Origin of the sequence: Stappia sp. MMSF_3263, from assembly GCF_030733745.1 — a bacterium.
Classification (GTDB): domain Bacteria; phylum Pseudomonadota; class Alphaproteobacteria; order Rhizobiales; family Stappiaceae; genus Stappia.
Genome location: NZ_JASHIK010000011.1, coordinates 137,648 through 157,116, shown reverse-complemented (window position 1 = coordinate 157,116; position 19,469 = coordinate 137,648). Strand labels below are relative to the sequence as shown.

Below are 19,469 nucleotides of genomic sequence, written 5' to 3'. Positions count from 1 at the left end.
CGCTCAGCTCCTCCCGTCGGTCTGTGCGTCCGGCCCGGCCGGCTTTGCGACATCCGAGTCCGCACCACCCGGCTCCCCGCCGGCAACGGTCTTTGCCTGGAGCGCTGTGGCTCGTGGCAAATCCGATGCGGGCGCATCCGGCGGTGGGACATCTGGCGGCGGGGCATCCGGCGGGTCGTCGGGCAGCGCCCCCGAAACGGTCCGCGCCGCCGGCTCCCGGCGCGCCAGCGTCCTCAGCGATTCAGAGATTGAACCCAGCGGCGTGACGAAATCCGGCAGCCGGACGAAGGCGAGCAGCAGCGCCGCCACCCAGAACAGGTTGTTGTGCGTGAACAGCGCCAGCAGAGCCAGGATCGCGACGATCTCGAACTGCATGCGGTCGTTGCCATGGGCGATCCGCTCGGGCAGCGAGTGCAGGCGCATGTAGAGCGAGCCCAGCACGACAATCGCGACCACCAGCCCGACGAGCATCGTGGTCATCAACTGGTCGCCGCCGTCGGCATCCGGGAGAAAGAACGGGATGGAATGAGGAGCCAAGGGATGCAGGGATTCCGCCATCAATGTCTCCGAAGCAGGCCTGTGTCGAAATCTTCAAACGCACAGTAGGCCTTATCCTACTACGCCGCCCGTCGCAGGCAATCGGGAAGTGGTATCCGGCGAGAGTTGTCCGGCCTGCCCCCACAGAACTCAGGCGGCGGCGAGTTTGCCGGCGAGCCCCGTCAGCATGGCAATGCAGGCCTGGAGCTGGCTGATCTCGACGAACTCGTCCGGCTTGTGCGCCTGGGCAATCGAACCCGGCCCGCAGACCACCGCAGACATGCCGAACTGCTGGAAGAGCCCCGCTTCGGTTCCGAAGGAGACGACGTCGGCGCCATTCGCCCCGGTCAGGGCCGCGACGATCCGCCGGGCCTCGTTGTCGTCGACGGGCTCAAGCCCCGCGACCTCGCCGATGACATGCCGCACCACCTCCGCCGATCCGTGCACCGCGCGCATCGCCGGCAGCAACTCGCCGGCCACATAGGCATCGACCTGCTCGCAGATGAAGTGCCGGTCGGCCTCGCTCACCGGTCGCAGCTCCCAGTCGACGCTGGCAAGGCCGGGAATGACGTTATGCGCGACGCCGCCGGCAAGCCGCCCCACCTGCAGCGTCGTCCAGGGAGGCTCGAACCGGCTGCCGTCGGGCGTGCGCGCCTTCAGCACCTCACGCAACTCCATCAGGCGGGTGACATAACGCACCGCGTATTCGACCGCGTTGACGCCGGCATCGGGCACAGAGCCGTGTCCCTCCAGCCCGCGAAAGACGGTCGTGTATTCGCAGCATCCCTTGTGCCCCTCGATGATGCGCATTTCCGTCGGCTCGCCGATAATCGCGAGCGAGGGTCGGATGTCCATGGCGGCAAGGTCGCCGACAAGCTTGCGCGCGCCAAGGCAGCCGACCTCCTCGTCATAGGTCAGGCACACATGCAGCGGCCGCGACAGCTGTCGGGACGCGAAAAGCGGCACCACCGCCAGGACGGCGGCGATGAAGCCCTTCATGTCGCACGCGCCGCGCCCATACAGACGGCCGTCCGCCTCGCGCATGGCGAAGGGATCGGCCGACCAGTCCTGGTCGGCCACCGGCACCACATCGCTATGGCCCGACAGCACGATGCCGCCGTCGCGCTCCGGCCCGATCGTGGCGAAGAGATTGGCCTTGGAGCCCGTCTCGTCGACCAGCACCCGGGTCTCCGCACCGAGCGCGCCCAGCCGGTCGGCGGCATGGGCGATCAGTTCCAGATTGCTGTCGCTGGAGACCGTGGGAAAGGCGATCAGCTCGCCCAGGATCTCCTTGGTGTCGTCGATGAGTGCCATCGTGCCGCTCCCTGCCGTCCCGTCGCCGCGAGATACTCTATTTGACGAAAAGCGCGCGCGGCCGATTGCACAGGCATTCCGCCGGCCCCTCGGGCATGATCACGATGCTCTCGGTGATCTCCAGCCCCCAGCTGTCCATCCACAGGCCAGGCATGAAATGAAAGGTCATGCCGGCTTCCAGGACCGTGTCGTCCTCGACCCTGAGCGAGACCGTCCGCTCGCCCCAGTCCGGCGGATAGGAAACCCCGATCGGGTAGCCGCACCGCGCCGAACGGTCGATGCCGGCCCGCTCCAGCGGCGCGCCCAACGCCCTGGCAATGTCCGAGGCCGTGTTGCCGGCGCGCGCCGCCTCGAGCCCGGCTTCCAGTCCCTCGACCAGGGCCGTCTCCGCATCGCGCAGGTATTTCGGCGGCGTGCCGAGATAAACCGTCCGGCAGAACGGCGCGTGGTAGCGGCGATAGCACCCGGCGATCTCGAAGAAGGTCGCCGTCTCGGGCTCGATATGGCGTCCGTCCCAGGTGAGATGGGGCGCGGCCGCGTCCGATCCGCTCGGCAGCAGCGGCACGATCGAGGGATAATCGCCCCAGGCATCTTCCGTGCCTCGGATCGCATCGGCATAGATGTCGGCGACGAGATCGGTCTTGCGCATCCCCGGCCGGATCCGGTCGAAGACGCCGTCGATGATCTTTTCCGAAATGCGCGCCGCCCGGCGCATGAAGACGAGTTCCTCCTCCGACTTCACCGCCCGCTGCCAGTTGACCAGCGCCGTCGCGTCGACGAAGGACGCCTCGGGCAGTTCCTCCTGCATCGTCAGGAAAGCCTTGGCCGAGAAATAGTAGTTCTCGAGCTCGACACCGACGCGCGAGCGCCCGTGGCCATGTTCGCGGATCAGGGCCGCGAGCGTCTGCATCGGGTGGCGCACGGTCGACTGGACATAATGGTCGGGATAGGCGGCAACCCGGTCGTCATCCATCCACACGGTGCGCACGGCGCCGTTGGCATCCTGGCGCCGTCCCCACCAGATCGGATGGGCATCGTGAAAGACGAGCACCCCCTGGTGAACGTAGAAGGACCAGCCATCATAGCCCGTCAGCCAGGCCATGTTGGCGGGATCCTCGACGAAAAGGATGTCGATGTCCTTCTCGCGCATCGCAGCGCGCACCTTTTCAAGGCGTCTGGAGAATTCCGCATCGGTAAACGGTAGCTCGGTCGCCGGCATTCCTTCTCCTCCATGCGTCGCATTGCGGCCTCCGGCGATCTTTACACAGCCGACTCGGCGCTTGGACAGCATGATTTTTCAAGCGGCTCGCGGCGAGCGCCGCGCTTGCCGACGCCACAGTAGATGGACTCTCCTGCCCCTTGCCCGCTATGACGCTACCATGATCCGCCTCGATGACCGCGACATTGCCATCCTGAAGGTGCTTTCCCGCGAGGGCCGCCTGTCCAAGGCGGACCTGGCGCGGCGCATCAATCTCAGTCCGACGCCCTGCTGGGAACGCCTCAAGCGGCTGGAAAAGGCCGGCGTGATCGAAGGCTACAGGGCCGAGATCGCGCTGCGCAAGACCGCCACCCATGTCACTGTTTTCGTGACGCTGGAGCTGGAAAACCACAGCGCTGCGGCCTTTCAGGCCTTCGAACGGGCCGTCGAGACCCATCCGGAAATCGTTCAGTGCTGGGCCCTTGGCGGGGGTTTCGACTACCTCCTGCAAGTGGTCACGCGCGACGTCGACAGCTATCAGCGGCTGATCGACCGGCTGCTCGACCAGGGCCTGGGGCTCGCCCGCTACTACACCTACATCGTCACCAAGCCGGTCAAGACCGGCCATGCCCCTCCCCTCGACATGCTGCTGGGCGGAGCAGGCTGAACGGTCGCCGGAGAGCGGCAAAAAAAGACGAATCGTCTGGCGCCCCCGTCCGTTAAAGACGCTTGTTCGCCCTGTTTCGACGCATCCTGTCCTTGCAGGCGGGTCATGAACCCGCCCCTGGACGTGACGCGACGAGGAGGACGGATAATGATGACGACCGCGGCCGGCACCGGCGAACGCACGCAACCCGTTCTTGGCGACGCACGCCTGTTCAGGCAGTTCTCCTATATCGACGGGCGCTGGTGCGCCGCGGGCGACGGGCGGAGCTTCACCGTCCGCGATCCCGCCAACGGCAACCGGCTCGGCGACGTGGCCAGCCTGTCGGCGAGCGAGGCCCGGGCCGCCGTCGATCCGGCCGACCGGGCCTTTGCCGGCTGGTCGGCGCTGCTGCCGCAGGAGCGCGCGAAAGTATTGCGCCGCTGGTACGACCTCGTCCTGGAACACCGCGAGGATCTCGCCCGCCTGATGACGCGGGAGCAGGGCAAGCCCCTTTCCGAGGCGCGCGGCGAGATCGACTATGCCGCCGCCTTCATAGAGTTTTACGCCGAGGAGGCGCGCCGGCCGAATGTCGAGGGCGTCACCTCGCATCTCGCCGATGCCGAGGTCGAGACCTGGCTGGAGCCGGTCGGCGTCGCCGCCCTCGTGACGCCGTGGAACTTCCCCTGCGCCATGATCACCCGCAAGGCGGCCGCGGCCCTTGCCGCCGGCTGCACGGTCCTTGTCCACCCCTCGCACGAGACGCCGTACTCGGCACTGGCGCTGGCCGAACTTGCCGAACGCGCCGGCTTTCCCGCCGGTGTCTTCAATGTGGTGACCGGCGATGCCGCGACCATCGTCGGCGCCTGGATGGAAGATCCGCGCGTGCGTGCCGTCTCCTTCACCGGCTCGACCGAGATCGGCCGGCTGATCTATCGGCAAGCCTCGGCCACGGTGAAACGCCTGGTGCTGGAACTGGGCGGTCACGCCCCCTTCATCGTCTTCGCCGACGCGGATCTCGACCGTGCCGTTGCCGAGGCCGTCAAGGCCAAGTTCGCCACCTCCGGCCAGGACTGCCTCGGCGCCAACCGCTTCCTTGTCGCCCGCCCGCTCTACAAGGCATTCTGCAAGCGCTTCGCGGAAGCCACCGCCGCGCTCACCGTCGCGCCCGGAATGGACGATGCCGACATCGGCCCCTTGATGAACGAGAAGGCGGTCGCCAAGCAGGAGGAACACGTCGCCGATGCGCTCCAGCGCGGTGCCAGGCTCATGACCGGCGGGGAACGCCATCCGGCCGGGTCCCTGTTCTATCGCCCGACCGTCCTTGCCGATGTCCCCGCCGATGCGTTGATCATGCGCGAGGAGACCTTCGGGCCGGTCGCCGCGATCCGTCCCTTCGACAGCGAGGAGGAGGCGGTGACACTGGCAAATGACAGCGAGTACGGGCTCGTCGCCTACCTGCACAGCGAAGACCCTCGCCGGATCTACCGTCTGTCGCGGGCGCTGCGCTATGGCATGATCGCCGTCAACCGCACCAAGGTCACCGGCGCCCCGATCCCCTTCGGTGGCATGAAGCAGTCCGGCATCGGCCGCGAGGGCGCCGCCGACGGCATGCGCGCCTTCATGGACCTCAAATATGTCTGCCGCGACTGGGGCTGACCGCCCCTCTTGCACAAGAACGACACTGGCGAACCGCCCGAAACAACCACAAGGAGACCGTCAATGCTGACCAATGACCAGCTCGGACAATGGGACCGGGAAAGCTTCTTCCATCCCTCCACCCACCTTGCCCAGCATGCGCGCGGCGAAAGCCCGACCCGCATCGTCACCGGCGGCGACGGCGTCTTCATCCAGGACCGCGACGGCAACCGCCTGCTCGACGCCTTCGCCGGGCTCTACTGCGTCAATGTCGGCTACGGCCGCAAGGAGATCGCCGAGGCGATCGCCGCCCAAGCGCACGAACTGGCCTATTATCACGCCTATGTCGGCCACGGCACGGAGGCCTCCATCACGCTCGCCCACATGATCCTGGAGCGCGCGCCTTCCAACATGTCGAAGGTCTATTTCGGCCTTGGCGGGTCGGACGCCAACGAGACCAACGTCAAGCTCGTCTGGTACTACAACAACATTCTCGGCCGGCCGCAAAAGAAGAAGATCATCTCGCGCTGGCGCGGCTATCACGGCTCAGGGCTGGTGACCGGCTCTCTGACCGGGCTGGAACTGTTCCACAAGAAGTTCGACCTGCCGCTCTCCCAGGTGCTGCACACCGAGGCGCCCTGCTATTTCCGCCGCTCCGATCTCGACATGAGCGAGGCTGACTTCGTCGAGCATTGCGTGACGGAACTCGAGGCGCTGATCGCCCGCGAGGGCGCCGACACCATCGCCGCCTTCATCGGCGAGCCGATCCTGGGCACCGGCGGCATCGTGCCCCCGCCTGCCGGCTATTGGGAGCGGATCCAGAAGGTTCTGAAGCGCCACGACATCCTGCTGATCGCCGACGAGGTGGTCACCGGTTTCGGGCGCCTCGGCACCATGTTCGGCTCCGACCACTACGGCATGGAAGCCGACATCATCACCATCGCCAAGGGCCTCACCTCGGCCTATGCACCGCTGTCGGGTTCGATCATCTCGAAGAAGGTGTGGGAGGTGCTGGAGCGCGGCACCGACGAGAACGGCGCCATCGGCCACGGCTGGACCTATTCCGCCCATCCGATCGGAGCCGCCGCCGGCGTTGCCAACCTCAAGCTGATCGACGATCTCGGCCTCGTCGCCAATGCCCGCGAGACCGGCGCCAACCTGAATGCGGCGATGCACACCGCCCTTGCGGACCACCCGAAGGTCGGCGAGATCCGCGGTGAAGGCATGCTCTGCGCCATCGAGTTCGTCGACGACAAGGCGAGCCGCACCTATTTCGACCCCTCCGCCAAGGTCGGTCCGGCGCTGGCCAGCGCCCTGCTCAAGCGCGGGGTTATCGGTCGCGCCATGCCGCAGGGCGACATTCTCGGCTTCGCCCCGCCGCTCTGCCTGACCCCGGCCGAAGCAGACCGGATCGTCGCCGAGACCCGCGCCGCAGTCGACGACGTCTTCGGCTGAACGGGCCGCCCGACAGGGCCGCTGCAATCAGGAAAAGGGGTCGGCGCGCGGTGCGCCGGCCCCTTTTTCGTTTCACGGGTATCGCGGGCTTCAGGCGGGCAAACCTGCCTCGCTTCCGTCCATCAGATCGCGCGGCTGCGGATCATCCGGCTCCAGCAGGTCCGCTACCGTCTGGAACGCGCGAATGATCGTCTGCTGCTCGCCTTCGCTGAGCCCGGCCATGCCGGAGAAGAAGCGCCGGTGAATGAGAGGCGGCGCCGATGCGAGCATCGCCCGCCCTTCCTGCGTCAACTCGTTGTGCACGATCCGCCGGTCGACGGTGCTGCGCCGGCGGTTGACGATGCCGCGCGCCTCCAGCTTTTCCAGGATCGTCACCGTGGTCGCCGCACTGATGTTGGCAACCCGCGAGATTTCGGCGGTGGTCGCCGTCTCGAAATCGCGGACGGCGTTGAGCACCACGATCTGCGGGATCGTCATTCCGGTTTCCCGTGCCACCCGCTTCGAGCGCACGTCCATGGCCTGCACAATCCTGCGGATCGAGCGGATGACGTCGGCCGCATCCTGCGGAGCGTAATCGCGATCTTCCTGCAAGCGCTTCTCCTTCCAGATCTTCACAGGAATCATTACAGCACAAAACATTTGATTTCAAATCATTTGTATCCTAACTATCTCGTGAACCAACCGGGATATCCCGGCACGGCAGGCCGGATCGTGGCCCGCAAGACACGGAAGAACAGACAGGAAAGGGCAGTCGCTCATGTGCGGAATTGCCGGAGAGATGCGTTTCGATGGACAGTTTGCGGACGCGGAGGCGGTCGCCCGGATGACGGAACGCCTCGCGCCACGCGGTCCCGACGGATCCGGCGTGATGGCACAGGGCCCGGTGGCGCTCGGTCATCGCCGGCTGAAGATCATCGACCTTACCGAAAAGGCCGCCCAGCCGATGGCCGATCCCGCGCTGGAACTTGCCATCGTCTTCAACGGCTGCATCTACAACTATCCCGAGCTGCGCGAGGAACTGCAGGCGAAGGGCTATTCCTTCTTCTCGCACGGCGACACCGAGGTCATCCTAAAGGCCTTCCACGCCTGGGGGCCCGACTGCGTCAAGCGCTTCCACGGCATGTTCGCCTTCGCCATCCACGACCGCCGGGACGGCTCGCTGACGCTGGCCCGCGACCGTTTCGGCATCAAGCCGCTCTACCTTGCGGAGAAGGGCAAGCGCCTGCGCTTCGCCTCGACGCTTCAGGCACTGCTGGCTGGCGGCGACGTCGACACCGGCATCGATAGGGCGGCCCTGGCCTGCTACATGAGTTTCCACGCGGTCGTGCCTGCCCCGCGGACCGTCCTCAATGGCGTGCGCAAGCTGCCGCCGGCGACTGTCCGCCGCATCGAGGCCGACGGCACCACCCGCGAGCATCGCTACTGGAACGCCTCCTACACCCGCCGCGAGGAAGACCGGAACCTGTCCGCCGACGACTGGCGCGACAGGGTGCTGGAGGCATTGCGCGTCGCCGTGCGCCGCCGCATGGTCGCCGACGTGCCGGTCGGCGTGCTGCTGTCCGGCGGCGTCGACAGCTCGATGATCGTCGGCCTGCTCGCGGAGGAGGGGCAGAAGGATCTGATGACCTTCTCCATCGGCTTCGAGGAGGCGAACGGCGAGAAAGGCGACGAATTCGTCTATTCCGATCTCATCGCCAGCCATTTCGGCACCGATCACCACAAGATCTTCGTGCCCTCCGCCGACCTGATGTCGTCGCTGCCTGACACGATCGCGGCACAATCGGAGCCCATGGTTTCCTATGACAATATCGGCTTCTTCCTGCTCAGCCGGGAGGTGTCGAAACACATCAAGGTGGTGCAGTCGGGCCAGGGGGCGGACGAGGTGTTCGGCGGTTATCACTGGTATCCCCCGCTTGCCGGCTCCAATGACGTGGTCGCCGACTATGCCCGCGTCTTCTTCGACCGCTCGCGCGAGACGATGGCACGGCATCTTTCCCCCGACTGGATGGCATCCCGCGACGAGGCGCACGATTTCGTCGCCGCCCACCTGATGCAGGGCGCGGCGGAGACCCCGGTCGACCGGGCGCTACGCCTCGATGCGGAGATCATGCTGGTCGACGATCCGGTCAAGCGGGTCGACAACATGACGATGGCCTGGGGACTGGAGGCGCGCGTGCCCTTCCTCGACCACGAACTCGTCGAGCTCACCGCCGGCATCCCGCCGGAGCTGAAACTGGCGCAAGGGGGCAAGGGCGTGCTCAAGGAGGCCGCCCGCAAGGTCGTCCCGCATGAGGTGATCGACCGCAAGAAGGGCTACTTCCCGGTGCCCCAGCTCAAATACATCCAGGGCCCCTATCTCGACATGGTGCGTGATGCCCTGACGTCGCAGTCGGCGCGCGAGCGGGGCCTGTTCCAGGAAAGCTATCTGGAGACGCTGTTCCAGGACCCGACGACGCATATCACGCCGCTGCAAGGGTCCGAGCTCTGGCAGGTCGCCCTGCTTGAGCTGTGGCTGCAGACCAACGACATTTGAGGACGAGGTCATGACGGCGAAGAAAACCGGCGGCAAGGGTGGCAAGGGAACGGACGCCCCCGCGCGGGGCGCACGCGATACCCGTCACCGGGATGCCTATGCATACCGGCTCAAGCGCATGCGCGAGCACGGGCTGAAGCCGCCCATCGACAACCAGCAAGGCGACACGCCGGTGCCATTGGAGAACTGCGCGCTAGATCTTGGGTGGGGGCGGCTGCTGTTCGGCCAGACCTTCCACGACACAGAGAAACTGCTGACGACGCTGGAGGGCGAGTTGCCCGACCGGCGCGACATCGCGGTCTATGTGCGCGATCCGCATGTGCTGCTGGCCAACGCCCCGCAGGAGATCTTCCTCGACCCCTCGCACACGTTCCGCCTCGACCTTGCCACCTATCGCTCGTCGAAAAAGGCGCCGGCCGGCTTCTTCCTGCGCCGCCTCACCGCCCAGACCGACGCGGAGGCGATCAACCGCATCTACGCCGCGCGCGGCATGGTGCCGGTGCCGCCGGACTTCTTCTGGTCGAAGCGGGACGCTCGCTCGATCTGCTATTTCGTTGCCGAGGACGAAGCCAGCGGCGAGATCCTCGGCACGGTGACCGGCGTCGACCACGCCCGCGCCTTCAACGACCCCGAACGCGGCGCCTCGCTCTGGTGCCTCGCCGTCGATCCCCAGGCCCGCCACCCCGGCGTCGGCCAGGCGCTTGTCCGCCACCTGGCGGACTATTTCGCCGCGCGCGGCCTTGCCCATCTCGACCTGTCGGTCATGCATGACAACGACCAGGCGATCTCCCTTTACGAGAAGCTCGGCTTCGCCCGCGTCCCCTTCTTCACCGTGAAGCGAAAGAACCCGATCAACGAGACGCTCTACACCGGCCCCGACATGGACGAGGCGCTCAACCCCTACGCCAAGATCATCGTGCGCGAGGCGCGCCGGCGCGGCATCCGGGTCGAGGTCAACGATGCCGAGCGGGGCTTCTTCTCGCTCTCGCAAGGCGGCCGCACGATCCGCTGCCGGGAGAGTTTGAGCGAACTGACCAGCGCCGTCGCCATGTCGCTCTGCGACGACAAGACCGCGACCCGCAAGGTGGTCGAGGGCGCAGGCGTACACGTTCCGGCCCAGATCGTCGCCGGACAGGACAATGGCGACCTTGCGACCTTCCTGCGAGAGCATGGCAAGGTCGTCGTCAAGCCGGCCCGCGGCGAGCAAGGCCGCGGCGTTGCCGTCGGCCTGACCTCGCAGGAAGACATCGACGCCGCCATCGAGGAAGCCGGACGGCTCTGCGACACGGTGCTGGTGGAGGAATGCGTGGAGGGTCAGGACCTGCGCCTGATTGTCATCAACTACCGCCTTGTGGCCGCCGCCATCCGCCGCCCGCCGTCTGTGGTCGGCAACGGATCGAGCCGCATCCGCGAACTGATCGAGGCGCAAAGCCGTCGCCGCGCGGCGGCAACCGGGGGAGAATCCCACATTCCCCTCGATGCCGAAACCCTGCGTACGGTTCGCCAGGCCGGGCACGACATGGACACGGTGCTTCCCGCCGGCGAGGAACTGCTGGTGCGGCGGACCGCCAACCTGCATACCGGCGGCACCATTCACGACGTCACCGACATCGTTCACCCCACGCTTGTCGAGGCATCGGTGCGCGCAGCGCGGGCCATCGACATTCCGGTGACCGGCATCGACCTGATGGTCAAGGCGCCGACGGAGGCCGACTACCGCTTCATCGAGGCCAATGAGCGCCCCGGCCTTGCCAACCACGAACCGCAGCCGACGGCCGAGCGCTTCGTCGACCTTCTGTTTCCGCTTTCAATGCCGGCGACCGCCCGCCAGGCCGTCACCGACCAGCACACCAACCAGGGGGCCGCATGACACGACTGACCATCGACACCGAATATCTCGCCCAGACCCTGGAAGCGCTGCTCACCATCCCGAGCCCGACCGGCTACACGGACACGGTCGTGCGCTTCGTTTCGGCCGAGCTGGAGCGCCTCTCCTTGCCGATTGAGCTGACACGGCGCGGCGCGATCCGCGCGATCCGCCGCGGCCGCGAGACCCGCGGTGCCCGGGCCCTCGTCTCCCATCTGGACACGCTCGGCGCACAGGTGAAATACCTGAAGGAGAACGGCCGCCTCGCGCTGGTGCCGATCGGAAACTGGTCGGCACGCTTCGCCGAAGGCGCGCGCATCACCATGTTCTCGCAGTCCGGGGCCTATCGCGGAACGATCCTGTCGCTGAAATCCTCCGGCCACACCTTCAACGACGAGATCGACTCTGCGCCGATCGGCTGGGACCACGTCGAATTGCGCGTCGACGCGCTGGCCTTCGGCCGCGGCGATCTCGACCGGCTCGGCATCGAGGTCGGCGACATCGTCGCCATCGACCCGCAGCCGGAATTCCTGGAAAACGGCTTCATCATCTCGCGCCATCTGGACAACAAGGCCGGCGTCGCGGTCATGCTCGCCGCGCTCAAGGCGCTGAAGGAGGCCAATGTCGAGACGCCCGTCGACATCCACTGGCTCTTCACCATCGCCGAGGAAGTCGGCGTCGGCGCCTCCTCGATCATCACCCACGACGTCGCCTCGCTGATCGCGGTGGACAACGGCACCACCGCGCCGGGCCAGAACTCCAGCGAGTTCGGCGTCACCTTCTCGATGGCCGACCAGACCGGTCCCTTCGACTACCACCTGACCAAGAAGCTCGTCGAACTCTGCCAGGAGAACGACATCCGCTACCAGAAGGACGTATTCCGCTACTACCGCTCGGATTCGGCCAGCGCGGTTGAGGCGGGAGCCGATGTGCGCACCGCGCTGATCACCTTCGGCATCGACAGCTCGCATGGCTACGAGCGCATCCACATGCATGCGCTGCGTTCGCTCGCCGAACTGATCACCGCCTATGTGGCAAGCCCTGTCGATATCCCGCGCGACTACGAGGAAACCGCCGGCGTCTCCGGCTTCACCCGGCAGCCGACGGCGGAAGCCGAGCAGAGCCTGACGCCCGATGCCGAAAACACCGAGATTCCGCAAGCCTGAGGCAGCTGAAACTCAAAGGGCCGCCAATGGCGGCCCTTCACGTGTCCGTCTGCTTGCCAGCCTCAGAGCTTCAGCCCGCAGGCCTCGAAGGCCGCCTTCGTTGCCGCGCGTTCCGCGTCCGTCAGCTGCAGCAGCGGCGGACGCACCGGCCCGCCGACCTGGCCGAGCAGCTCCTGCCAGTATTTCTGGTGCGCCTGCGGCTTGCCGCCCGGTCGCGTGCCCCTCAGCGCCTTGCGCACAGGATCGAGGCTGGCGCTGATCTCCCGTGCCCGCGCAGCATCGCCCGCCAGGGCGGCCTGCGTGTAGTCGTGCATGCGCCGATCCTTCGCGCTCTGCAGCAGGTAGGGCGGCGAGGAACACAGGTAAAGCTGCCATCCGAGCTCGAGAATGTTGTCGAGCCACTCCTCCTCGGAAGCGGTGGAGACGAGGATCCTGTCGCCGACCATTTCCGTCAGCTTCACATACATCGGCCGCGGCACGCTGTACTTGATGGCCACGATATTGGGCAGTTCGGCAACGCGGGCACACAGTTCCGGGCTCATCAGGTAGCCGGAGTCCGGGTGGCTCCACATGGCGATACCGATGTTCACCTTCTCGCAGATCGCCTTGTAGTACTCGTAGACGGTGTCATCCTGGTCGGTGACGAAGTTGAGGACCGGCGCATGCACGACGATGTAGTCGGCGCCGACCGCCTCGGCATGCTTGGCCAGCTCGATCACCGTGTCGAAATTCTGGTCGGAGCAGGACATGATCGTCCCGGCCTTGCCGGAGGTTTCCTCGACCGCGATCTCGAAGTTGCGCTTGCGCTCGTCGAGCGACATGGAGAAGAACTCGCCCTGCTTGCCGGCGATGAACAGGCCGGCAATGCCGAGGTCGTCCACCCAGTGGCGAATGTTGGCCCTCAGGCCCGCCTCGTTGAACGAGAAATCCGCGTTGAAGGGATTGAGCGCGGCGGCCCAGATGCCCTTCATGTTGGCACGGGCATGGTCCTTGGCGTCGAGCCGGGAATAGTTCATCTGGTCACCTCTTTCGGGCGGAATGAAGAGCCTCCCACAGCCTTTCGGCGGTGAGCGGCATGGCAAGGTCGGTGACACCAAACGGACGCAACGCGTCGCTGGCGGCATTGAGGATGGCCGCAGGCGCGCCGATCGTGCCGGCTTCGCCGACCCCCTTTGCGCCGAGCGGATTGAAGGGCGAGGGCGTCACCGTCTTGCCAATGGCAAGCGCCGGCATGTCGGAGGCGCGCGGCAGCGCGTAGTCCATCAGCGAACCTGTCACCAGTTGGCCGTCGCCGTCATAGACGACACGCTCCATCAGTGCCTCGCCGAGCCCTTGCGCGAAGCCGCCGCGGATCTGCCCCTCGACCAGCATCGGATTGATCACCGTGCCAATGTCGTCGACACAATGGGCGTATTCGATGGTCGGCGCGCCTGTGTCCGGATCTATCGACAGAAGCACAAGATAAGCGCCGTAGCCCCAGGCCTCGCCTCCGGTCTCGTAGACCGCTTCGGCGCTGACCGGCGCGTCCGCGCCCTCGCCGGCCTCCAGCTTCGCCAGCACCTCGTCGCAGGCGGTGACAAGCGCCCCGCCACCGATCGCCGTGCTGCGGCTCGCCAGCGCGCCTATGCCGGTCGGGCAGTCCTGCGTCGAGCCGTGCCGGACCGCCACCCGTTCCAGCGGCAACCCCAGCCGGTCGGCGACGATCTGGGCAAAAGCCGTCTCCCGTCCGTGCCCCTGGCTGCTGCCGCCGGCCGCCACTTCGGCACGGCCGTCCGGATGCAACGTCACCCGGGCGCTTTCCCAGCCCGTGCCGCAAGGCTCGATATAAAAGCCGAGCCCCAGGCCAACGATCTCCCCTTGCGCCCGGCGCTCGGCGACGGCCTCGCGCAGACCCGCATAGCCGGCCTCCGCCGCCAGCGTATCGAGCAGCGCGCCATAGCGACCGGAATCGAGCGTCACCCCGCTCGCCGTGCGATGAGGAAAGCTCTCGGGAGAAAGCAGGTTGCGCCGCCGGATCTCGAGCGGATCGAGACCGGTCGCGGCGGCTGCCTCGTCAACCAGCCGTTCCATCAGGCAGTTCGCTTCCGGCCGGCCGGCGCCGCGATAGATGCCGACGGGAGCGCTGTTGGAAAGCTGCGCGCGCGAGCGCACGTCGATCACGTCAAGCGCGTAGCCGCCCGGCAGAATACGCCCGGCATTCCAGGGCGGGATGGCAGCGCTCGACGGCAACCAGTGTCCGAGCGGACATTCGATCTCGGCGGAAAGCGCCAGGAACCGCCCCTTGCCATCGACCGCCAGCCGTCCCCGGCTTGTCGCGCCGCGCCCGTGGCTCGCCGACAGCAGGTCCTCGCTCCGCGAGGCGATCCAGCGCATGTCGCGACGAAAGCGAAAGGCTGCCCACACGCACAGCACTTCCTCGGGATAGAGCGAAGCCTTCATGCCGAAGGCACCGCCGACATCCGGCGCCCGGACCGCGATCCGCGCCTCCTCGATCCCCAGGATGCGGGAGAGTTCGCGCCGCGCGCGATGCGGCGTCTGCGTCGAATACCAGACGATGACACTTTCCGTCGCCGCATCGAAAGCGACCGCGATACCGCGCGGCTCCAGCGGCGAGGGCGCGAGACGCGGATGCTCGACCCGGGTCTCCACGACATGGGCAGCGGATGCCATCGCCGTCTCGACATCTCCCTGCCGCCAATGGCCCGAGATACGGGCATCCCCACCGGAAGCCCGCCTCTCCTGCGCGTCACCGATATCGACCGCCACCATGTCGGCGGCGTCCTGGGCAAGCGCCCGGCTTTCGGCAAAGACAGCGGCGACCGGCTGCCCGACGGCGGCAACATGGCCATAGGCCAGCACCGGGAACGGCACCTCGCCCTCGATTGTCAGGACGGGATTGACGCTGAGCCGGCCGAGATGCCTGACATCCTCGCCGCAGGCGAAGCCGGCAACGCCTGTCATCTGCAGCGCCCCCTCCCCGTCGCAGGAGAGGATTTCGCCCGCCGGCATCGGACTGCGCACGAAGGCGACATGCAGCGGCTTGTCGAGCGGCACGTCGGCCACGTAACAGCCCCGCCCGGTCACCAGGGCATCGTCCTCGCGCCGCCGCACCGCGCGGCCGATCTGCGCTTCGCGTCCCGAGGCAGGCGCCTCGTCAGCGGAAGGAAGGCTGGCCACGACATGGCCTGCGATATCGATCGTCACGGCAAGCTACCCGTTTTCTGAGGCTGGGCGACGGACGTGCCCGGATGGGGTTTGCCGGAGAGTGACGCCGTTCAGATATCGCGGCAAATATCATGTTTCAAATCTGCTATCCGTATATTGGATATCAAAACCTCCCGCTCTGCCGCAGAATTGCACAAGGTTTCCAACCAGCTCCGGAGCAGTGAATGAAGCTTGTCGCCATCATCGGATACGGCGCGATCGCACGACATGTCGCAGGCGTGCTTGCCGACCGCGAGAGCATCCGTCTCGCCGGCGTCATAGGCCGGGCGGGCAGCCTCGACGCGGCACGCGCGGCGATGGGCGATGGCGTGGCCGTTGTCGGCGACATCTGTGAATTGCCCACCCGCCCGGACCTGGTGCTCGACTGCGCCGGTCACTCCGGACTGATCGCTCATGGCGAGAGGGTTCTTCGCCAGGGCATCGACCTGACCAGCGTCGCGGCTGGCGCGCTGGCCGACGACAGCTTGAGGGACACGCTGGCCGCGGCCGCCCGTGACGGCCAAGCGAGGCTGCGCATCGCCGCCGGCGCGATCGGCGGGCTCGACGTCCTCGCCTCGGCGCGCGAGGGCGGCCTTGCCCGGGTGACCTATCGCGGCCGCAAGCCGCCGGCGAGCTGGCGCGGCACACCTGCCGAAACCATCCTGGATCTCGACCGCCTCGGTGCCGCACGGACCCATTTTCGCGGGTCCGCGCGCGAGGCCGCGCGCCTCTACCCGAAGAATGCCAATGTCACGGCGAGCATTGCGCTGGCCGGCATCGGCTTCGACGCAACCGAGGTCGAGCTGGTCGCCGACCCGGCCTGCACCAGCAACTGCCATGAGCTGGAAGCCGAGGGCGATTTCGGCACCTTCACGCTGCGCCTGCAGGGCCGGCCTCTTCCCGACAACCCCAAATCCTCCGCCCTCACGGCCATGAGCATGATCCATGCCGCCCTGTCGCTCGAGACGCCGATCCTGGTTGCGTGACCGACGTGGATCGGCTACCGCCTGAAATCGGCGACCGCCCGTCGGCGGCGGCTCGCGCAACGGCGCAAGGTCCGATGAGCGAACCGACCCAGAAGCATTTCCGCATCGTCGAGCGCATCCTGACGCGGCTGAAGCTGAAACAGCTTCGCCTGCTTGTCGCCGTCGAACGGCACAGCTCGATCCTGCATGCGGCACGCGAACTGAACCTGTCCCAGCCGGCCGCCACCAAGCTGATCAAGGACCTTGAAGCCGATTTCGGCGTCATGCTGTTCGAGCGCACCAATCGCGGCGTGGTGCCGACCATCTACGGCGAGGCGCTCGCCCGCCACGGCAAGCTGATCTTTGCCCAGATCTCCCACGCCGCGCAGGAGCTTGACGATCTCGCCGAAGGGTCCAGCGGCCGCATCGTCATCGGTACGCTGCTCGCCGCCTCCTCGCTTCTCCTGCCCAGGACAATCACCCGGGTCCTCGCCGAGAAACCGAACCTGTCCATCAAGATCCAGGAAGGCACCAACGAGGTGCTGATGCCGGCGCTGCGCTCGGGAGAGCTCGACCTCGTCGTCGGCCGGTTGCCAACCCATCGCCACCGGGATGAGCTGCTGCAGGAGCGCCTCTATGAGGAAAAGGTCATCGCGGTGACCGGCGTCAACCATCCGCTGGTGTCGCGCAAGCGTGTCGGCTTCGCCGACATGATGGAATACGGCTGGATCCTGCCGCCACCGGAAACCACCTTGCGCCGGCAGATCGACCTGGTCTTTCTCGACCATGGCCTGTCCTCGCCGATCAACGCGGTGGAATCCGTCTCTTTTCTCGCCAATCGCAGCCTGCTCGCCAATTCGACCATGATCGGCATGCTGCCGAGCCATGTCGTCGACCAGGACATCGCCGCCGGCATCCTGGCCCGTCTGCCCTGGGACGTGCCGATCCCCATCGGGCCCGTCGGCGTCTCCTATCGCAAGGGCAAGGGCCTGACGCCGGCCGTCAGCTACTTTCTCGAGCAGCTGCGGCAGGTCGCGGGCAGCTTCTGACGCGACTGGCCGGCCGGCTACTTGATCAGGATCGTCGACAGGATCGGCGCCCAGCTGAGCAACAGCAGCACCAGCGCGACCGCCGCCAGGAAGGGGTAAAGCGCGCGGAAGATCGCCATCGGCCGCGCCCCGCTCATGGCCGAGGCGATGTAGAGCCCGGCGCCGACCGGCGGCGTCAGCAATCCCAGCACAAGGTTGAGACAGACGATCACCCCGAACTGGTACGGGTCGACATTGTAGTGCTGCTGGGCGATGGGCAGCAGGATCGGCACGACCAGGATCAGCGCCGCGATCCCGTCGATCACCATGCCGATCACGAACAGCACGAGATTGACGATCAGCAGGAAGACGAAGGGGTCCTCGGTCAGCGTGATGATCTGGGCCGCGAGCTTCTGCGGGATCGCCTCGTAGATGATCACCCAGCCGAAGACATTGGCAGCGGCGATCAGGAAGATCACCAGGCTTGAATTGGTCGCCGTGCGCACGAACAGCGCCGCCAGCCGGGCAAGCTTCAACTCGCCGTAGACGAACCGGCCGATCACCAGCGCGACCAGCGAGGCAACGGCGGCAGACTCCGTCGGCGTCGCGATACCGAGCAGGATGCCGCCGACAATGGCGATCGGGATGAGCGAGGCCGGCAGGCAGTCGATCAGCGCCGCGCGCACTTCCGGCGAGGACATCCAGCGCCCTTGCGGAAATCCCTCGCGCAGGCCGACCAGCGTGACGATGACGAAGAAGGAGGCTGACAGGATCAGGCCCGGAACGATGCCGGCCATGAACATGTCCCCGATGGGGATCTGGGCAAGCACGCCATAGATCACGAACAGCATCGAGGGCGGGATGATTGGCGACAGCAGCCCGCCGGCCGCGGTCGTCGCGGCGGCGAACTCGCGCCGGTAGCCCTCCGCCTCCATCGCCGGCACCATCGCCCGGGACATCACGGCAATCTGCGAGGCGGCAGACCCGATGATCGCCGCCATGAACATGTTGGCCAGCAGGTTGATATAGGCAAGCCCGCCGCGAAACCCGCCGACAAAGACGCGCGCGGCCTGGATCAGGCGCTGTGTCAGCCCGCCTTCGTTCATCAACTCGCCGGTCAGCATGAACAGCGGAATGGCGAGCAGGCCGTAGCTCTCCACGCCGGAAAACAGCTGCTGGGCGAAGCTGGCATAAAGAACGGTGTTTTCGCTCGCCTGGATGTACCAGACCGCCGACAGGCAGAGCACCAGGCTGATCGGGACGCCGGCGAAGAGCAGGACAAGAAAGACCACGCCGGTCATGCGGTATCTCCGGTGGAGGCCTCCTCGCCCCCCTTGAGGGCGACGGGCAGAGAGCGCGACAGGTTGGCCAGCGCATGCAGCACGAAGCCGAAGGAGAAGATCAGCATGATCAGCCAGACCCAGGCCTTACGGATGCCGAGCGTTGTGGTCGGTTCCGCGTAGATGAAGTTGAAGGTGGCGCCCTGGAAAGCCTCGACATCGAAGCCTGCCGCGGCGAAGCCCGCCGGATCGAACCAGATCCAGCAGAACCATGCGATGGCAAGCCCGAAGCCCAGCGCGACAAGATCGAGCATCGCCGTGAGGCGCGCCCTGGAGCGCGGCGACAGCATGTCGGGGATCAAGGTCACGGCGACGGCCGAGCGCTGGTGGACAGCGGCGGACGCGGCCAGGAATGTCATCCAGATCATCGCGTAGATCGCCGCCTCGTCGATCCAGTAGATCGCCATGCGGGCGGAACGCGTCGCGACATTGACGAGAATGAGGACGGTGACCAGGGCGGCAAGAAGTGCGGCGAGCGCGATCTCCGCGCGCGCCCACAAGGCGGACAACCGGTAAAGCATCCCTTGTCTCCCGTCGCCCGCGCCAGGATCGTCACGTCACTTCACACGACAACCGGGGCC

16 protein-coding genes are annotated in these 19,469 nt (G+C 66.6%); 8 read left to right on the top strand and 8 right to left on the bottom strand.

Annotated features, from left to right (window positions below; genetic code table 11):
- Positions 1-3 precede the first annotated feature (3 nt).
- From RBB46_RS13845 to RBB46_RS13835, 3 genes are all read right to left on the bottom strand, one after another.
- Positions 4-558: a hypothetical protein gene (locus tag RBB46_RS13845; protein ID WP_306029586.1), complete on the bottom strand. Its 555-nt coding sequence runs from the start codon at positions 556-558 to the stop codon at positions 4-6.
- A gap of 129 nt (positions 559-687) precedes the next feature.
- Positions 688-1,851, bottom strand: coding sequence for an acetylornithine deacetylase (argE, locus tag RBB46_RS13840; RefSeq protein ID WP_306029585.1), 1,164 nt, complete (start codon positions 1,849-1,851; stop codon positions 688-690).
- A gap of 37 nt (positions 1,852-1,888) precedes the next feature.
- On the bottom strand, positions 1,889-3,070 hold the full coding sequence (locus tag RBB46_RS13835; RefSeq protein ID WP_306029584.1) for a M24 family metallopeptidase: 1,182 nt from the start codon (positions 3,068-3,070) through the stop codon (positions 1,889-1,891).
- A 160-nt stretch (positions 3,071-3,230) separates the two neighbouring features.
- On the opposite strand from RBB46_RS13835, the gene RBB46_RS13830 reads away from it, so the two are divergent.
- The 3 genes from RBB46_RS13830 to RBB46_RS13820 all read left to right on the top strand — a co-directional run bounded on the left by RBB46_RS13830 (position 3,231) and on the right by RBB46_RS13820 (position 6,785).
- Positions 3,231-3,716 (top strand): Lrp/AsnC family transcriptional regulator, encoded by a 486-nt coding sequence (locus RBB46_RS13830; protein WP_306029583.1) that lies wholly within the window; start codon positions 3,231-3,233, stop codon positions 3,714-3,716.
- A 150-nt stretch (positions 3,717-3,866) separates the two neighbouring features.
- Entirely contained in the window at positions 3,867-5,351 is a 1,485-nt protein-coding gene (locus tag RBB46_RS13825; protein WP_306029611.1) for an NAD-dependent succinate-semialdehyde dehydrogenase, read from the top strand.
- A gap of 63 nt (positions 5,352-5,414) precedes the next feature.
- The gene (locus RBB46_RS13820) at positions 5,415-6,785 is read left to right on the top strand and encodes an aspartate aminotransferase family protein (RefSeq protein WP_306029582.1); all 1,371 of its coding nucleotides are present in this window, start codon (positions 5,415-5,417) and stop codon (positions 6,783-6,785) included.
- Positions 6,786-6,875: 90 nt separating this feature from the next.
- Here RBB46_RS13820 and RBB46_RS13815 read toward each other — a convergent pair whose 3' ends face one another.
- Entirely contained in the window at positions 6,876-7,376 is a 501-nt protein-coding gene (locus RBB46_RS13815; protein ID WP_306029581.1) for a MarR family winged helix-turn-helix transcriptional regulator, read from the bottom strand.
- A gap of 166 nt (positions 7,377-7,542) precedes the next feature.
- Between RBB46_RS13815 and RBB46_RS13810 the strand changes: the two genes are divergently transcribed.
- The 3 genes from RBB46_RS13810 (at position 7,543) to RBB46_RS13800 (ending at position 12,351) form a co-directional block, all read left to right on the top strand.
- Positions 7,543-9,318, top strand: a complete 1,776-nt coding sequence (locus RBB46_RS13810; RefSeq protein WP_306029580.1) for an N-acetylglutaminylglutamine amidotransferase — start codon at positions 7,543-7,545, stop codon at positions 9,316-9,318.
- Positions 9,319-9,436: 118 nt separating this feature from the next.
- Positions 9,437-11,188 carry an N-acetylglutaminylglutamine synthetase gene (gene ngg, locus RBB46_RS13805; RefSeq protein ID WP_306029610.1) on the top strand — a complete coding sequence of 584 codons (1,752 nt, stop codon included), beginning with the start codon at positions 9,437-9,439 and terminating at the stop codon, positions 11,186-11,188.
- Entirely contained in the window at positions 11,185-12,351 is a 1,167-nt protein-coding gene (locus RBB46_RS13800; RefSeq protein ID WP_306029579.1) for an osmoprotectant NAGGN system M42 family peptidase, read from the top strand. Before ngg ends, RBB46_RS13800 begins: the two co-directional genes overlap by 4 nt.
- 62 nt (positions 12,352-12,413) lie before the next feature.
- Here RBB46_RS13800 and RBB46_RS13795 read toward each other — a convergent pair whose 3' ends face one another.
- Together RBB46_RS13795 and RBB46_RS13790 are read right to left on the bottom strand one after the other, a co-directional pair.
- Positions 12,414-13,367 (bottom strand): dihydrodipicolinate synthase family protein, encoded by a 954-nt coding sequence (locus RBB46_RS13795; RefSeq protein WP_306029578.1) that lies wholly within the window; start codon positions 13,365-13,367, stop codon positions 12,414-12,416.
- A gap of 4 nt (positions 13,368-13,371) precedes the next feature.
- A complete protein-coding gene (locus RBB46_RS13790) occupies positions 13,372-15,555 on the bottom strand; it encodes a xanthine dehydrogenase family protein molybdopterin-binding subunit (protein ID WP_306029577.1) in 2,184 nt (727 codons plus the stop codon).
- Between the two features lie 185 nt (positions 15,556-15,740).
- Here RBB46_RS13790 and RBB46_RS13785 point away from each other — a divergent pair, with 185 nt between their 5' ends.
- Both RBB46_RS13785 and RBB46_RS13780 read left to right on the top strand, forming a co-directional pair.
- Entirely contained in the window at positions 15,741-16,541 is an 801-nt protein-coding gene (locus RBB46_RS13785) for an aspartate dehydrogenase (protein ID WP_306029576.1), read from the top strand.
- A gap of 74 nt (positions 16,542-16,615) precedes the next feature.
- Entirely contained in the window at positions 16,616-17,569 is a 954-nt protein-coding gene (locus tag RBB46_RS13780) for a LysR substrate-binding domain-containing protein (protein WP_306029575.1), read from the top strand.
- 17 nt (positions 17,570-17,586) lie between these two features.
- Here RBB46_RS13780 and RBB46_RS13775 read toward each other — a convergent pair whose 3' ends face one another.
- Positions 17,587-18,849 carry a TRAP transporter large permease gene (locus tag RBB46_RS13775; protein WP_306029574.1) on the bottom strand — a complete coding sequence of 421 codons (1,263 nt, stop codon included), beginning with the start codon at positions 18,847-18,849 and terminating at the stop codon, positions 17,587-17,589.
- Positions 18,846-19,409 carry a TRAP transporter small permease gene (locus RBB46_RS13770; protein WP_306029573.1) on the bottom strand — a complete coding sequence of 188 codons (564 nt, stop codon included), beginning with the start codon at positions 19,407-19,409 and terminating at the stop codon, positions 18,846-18,848. Before RBB46_RS13770 ends, RBB46_RS13775 begins: the two co-directional genes overlap by 4 nt.
- Positions 19,410-19,469 lie beyond the last annotated feature (60 nt).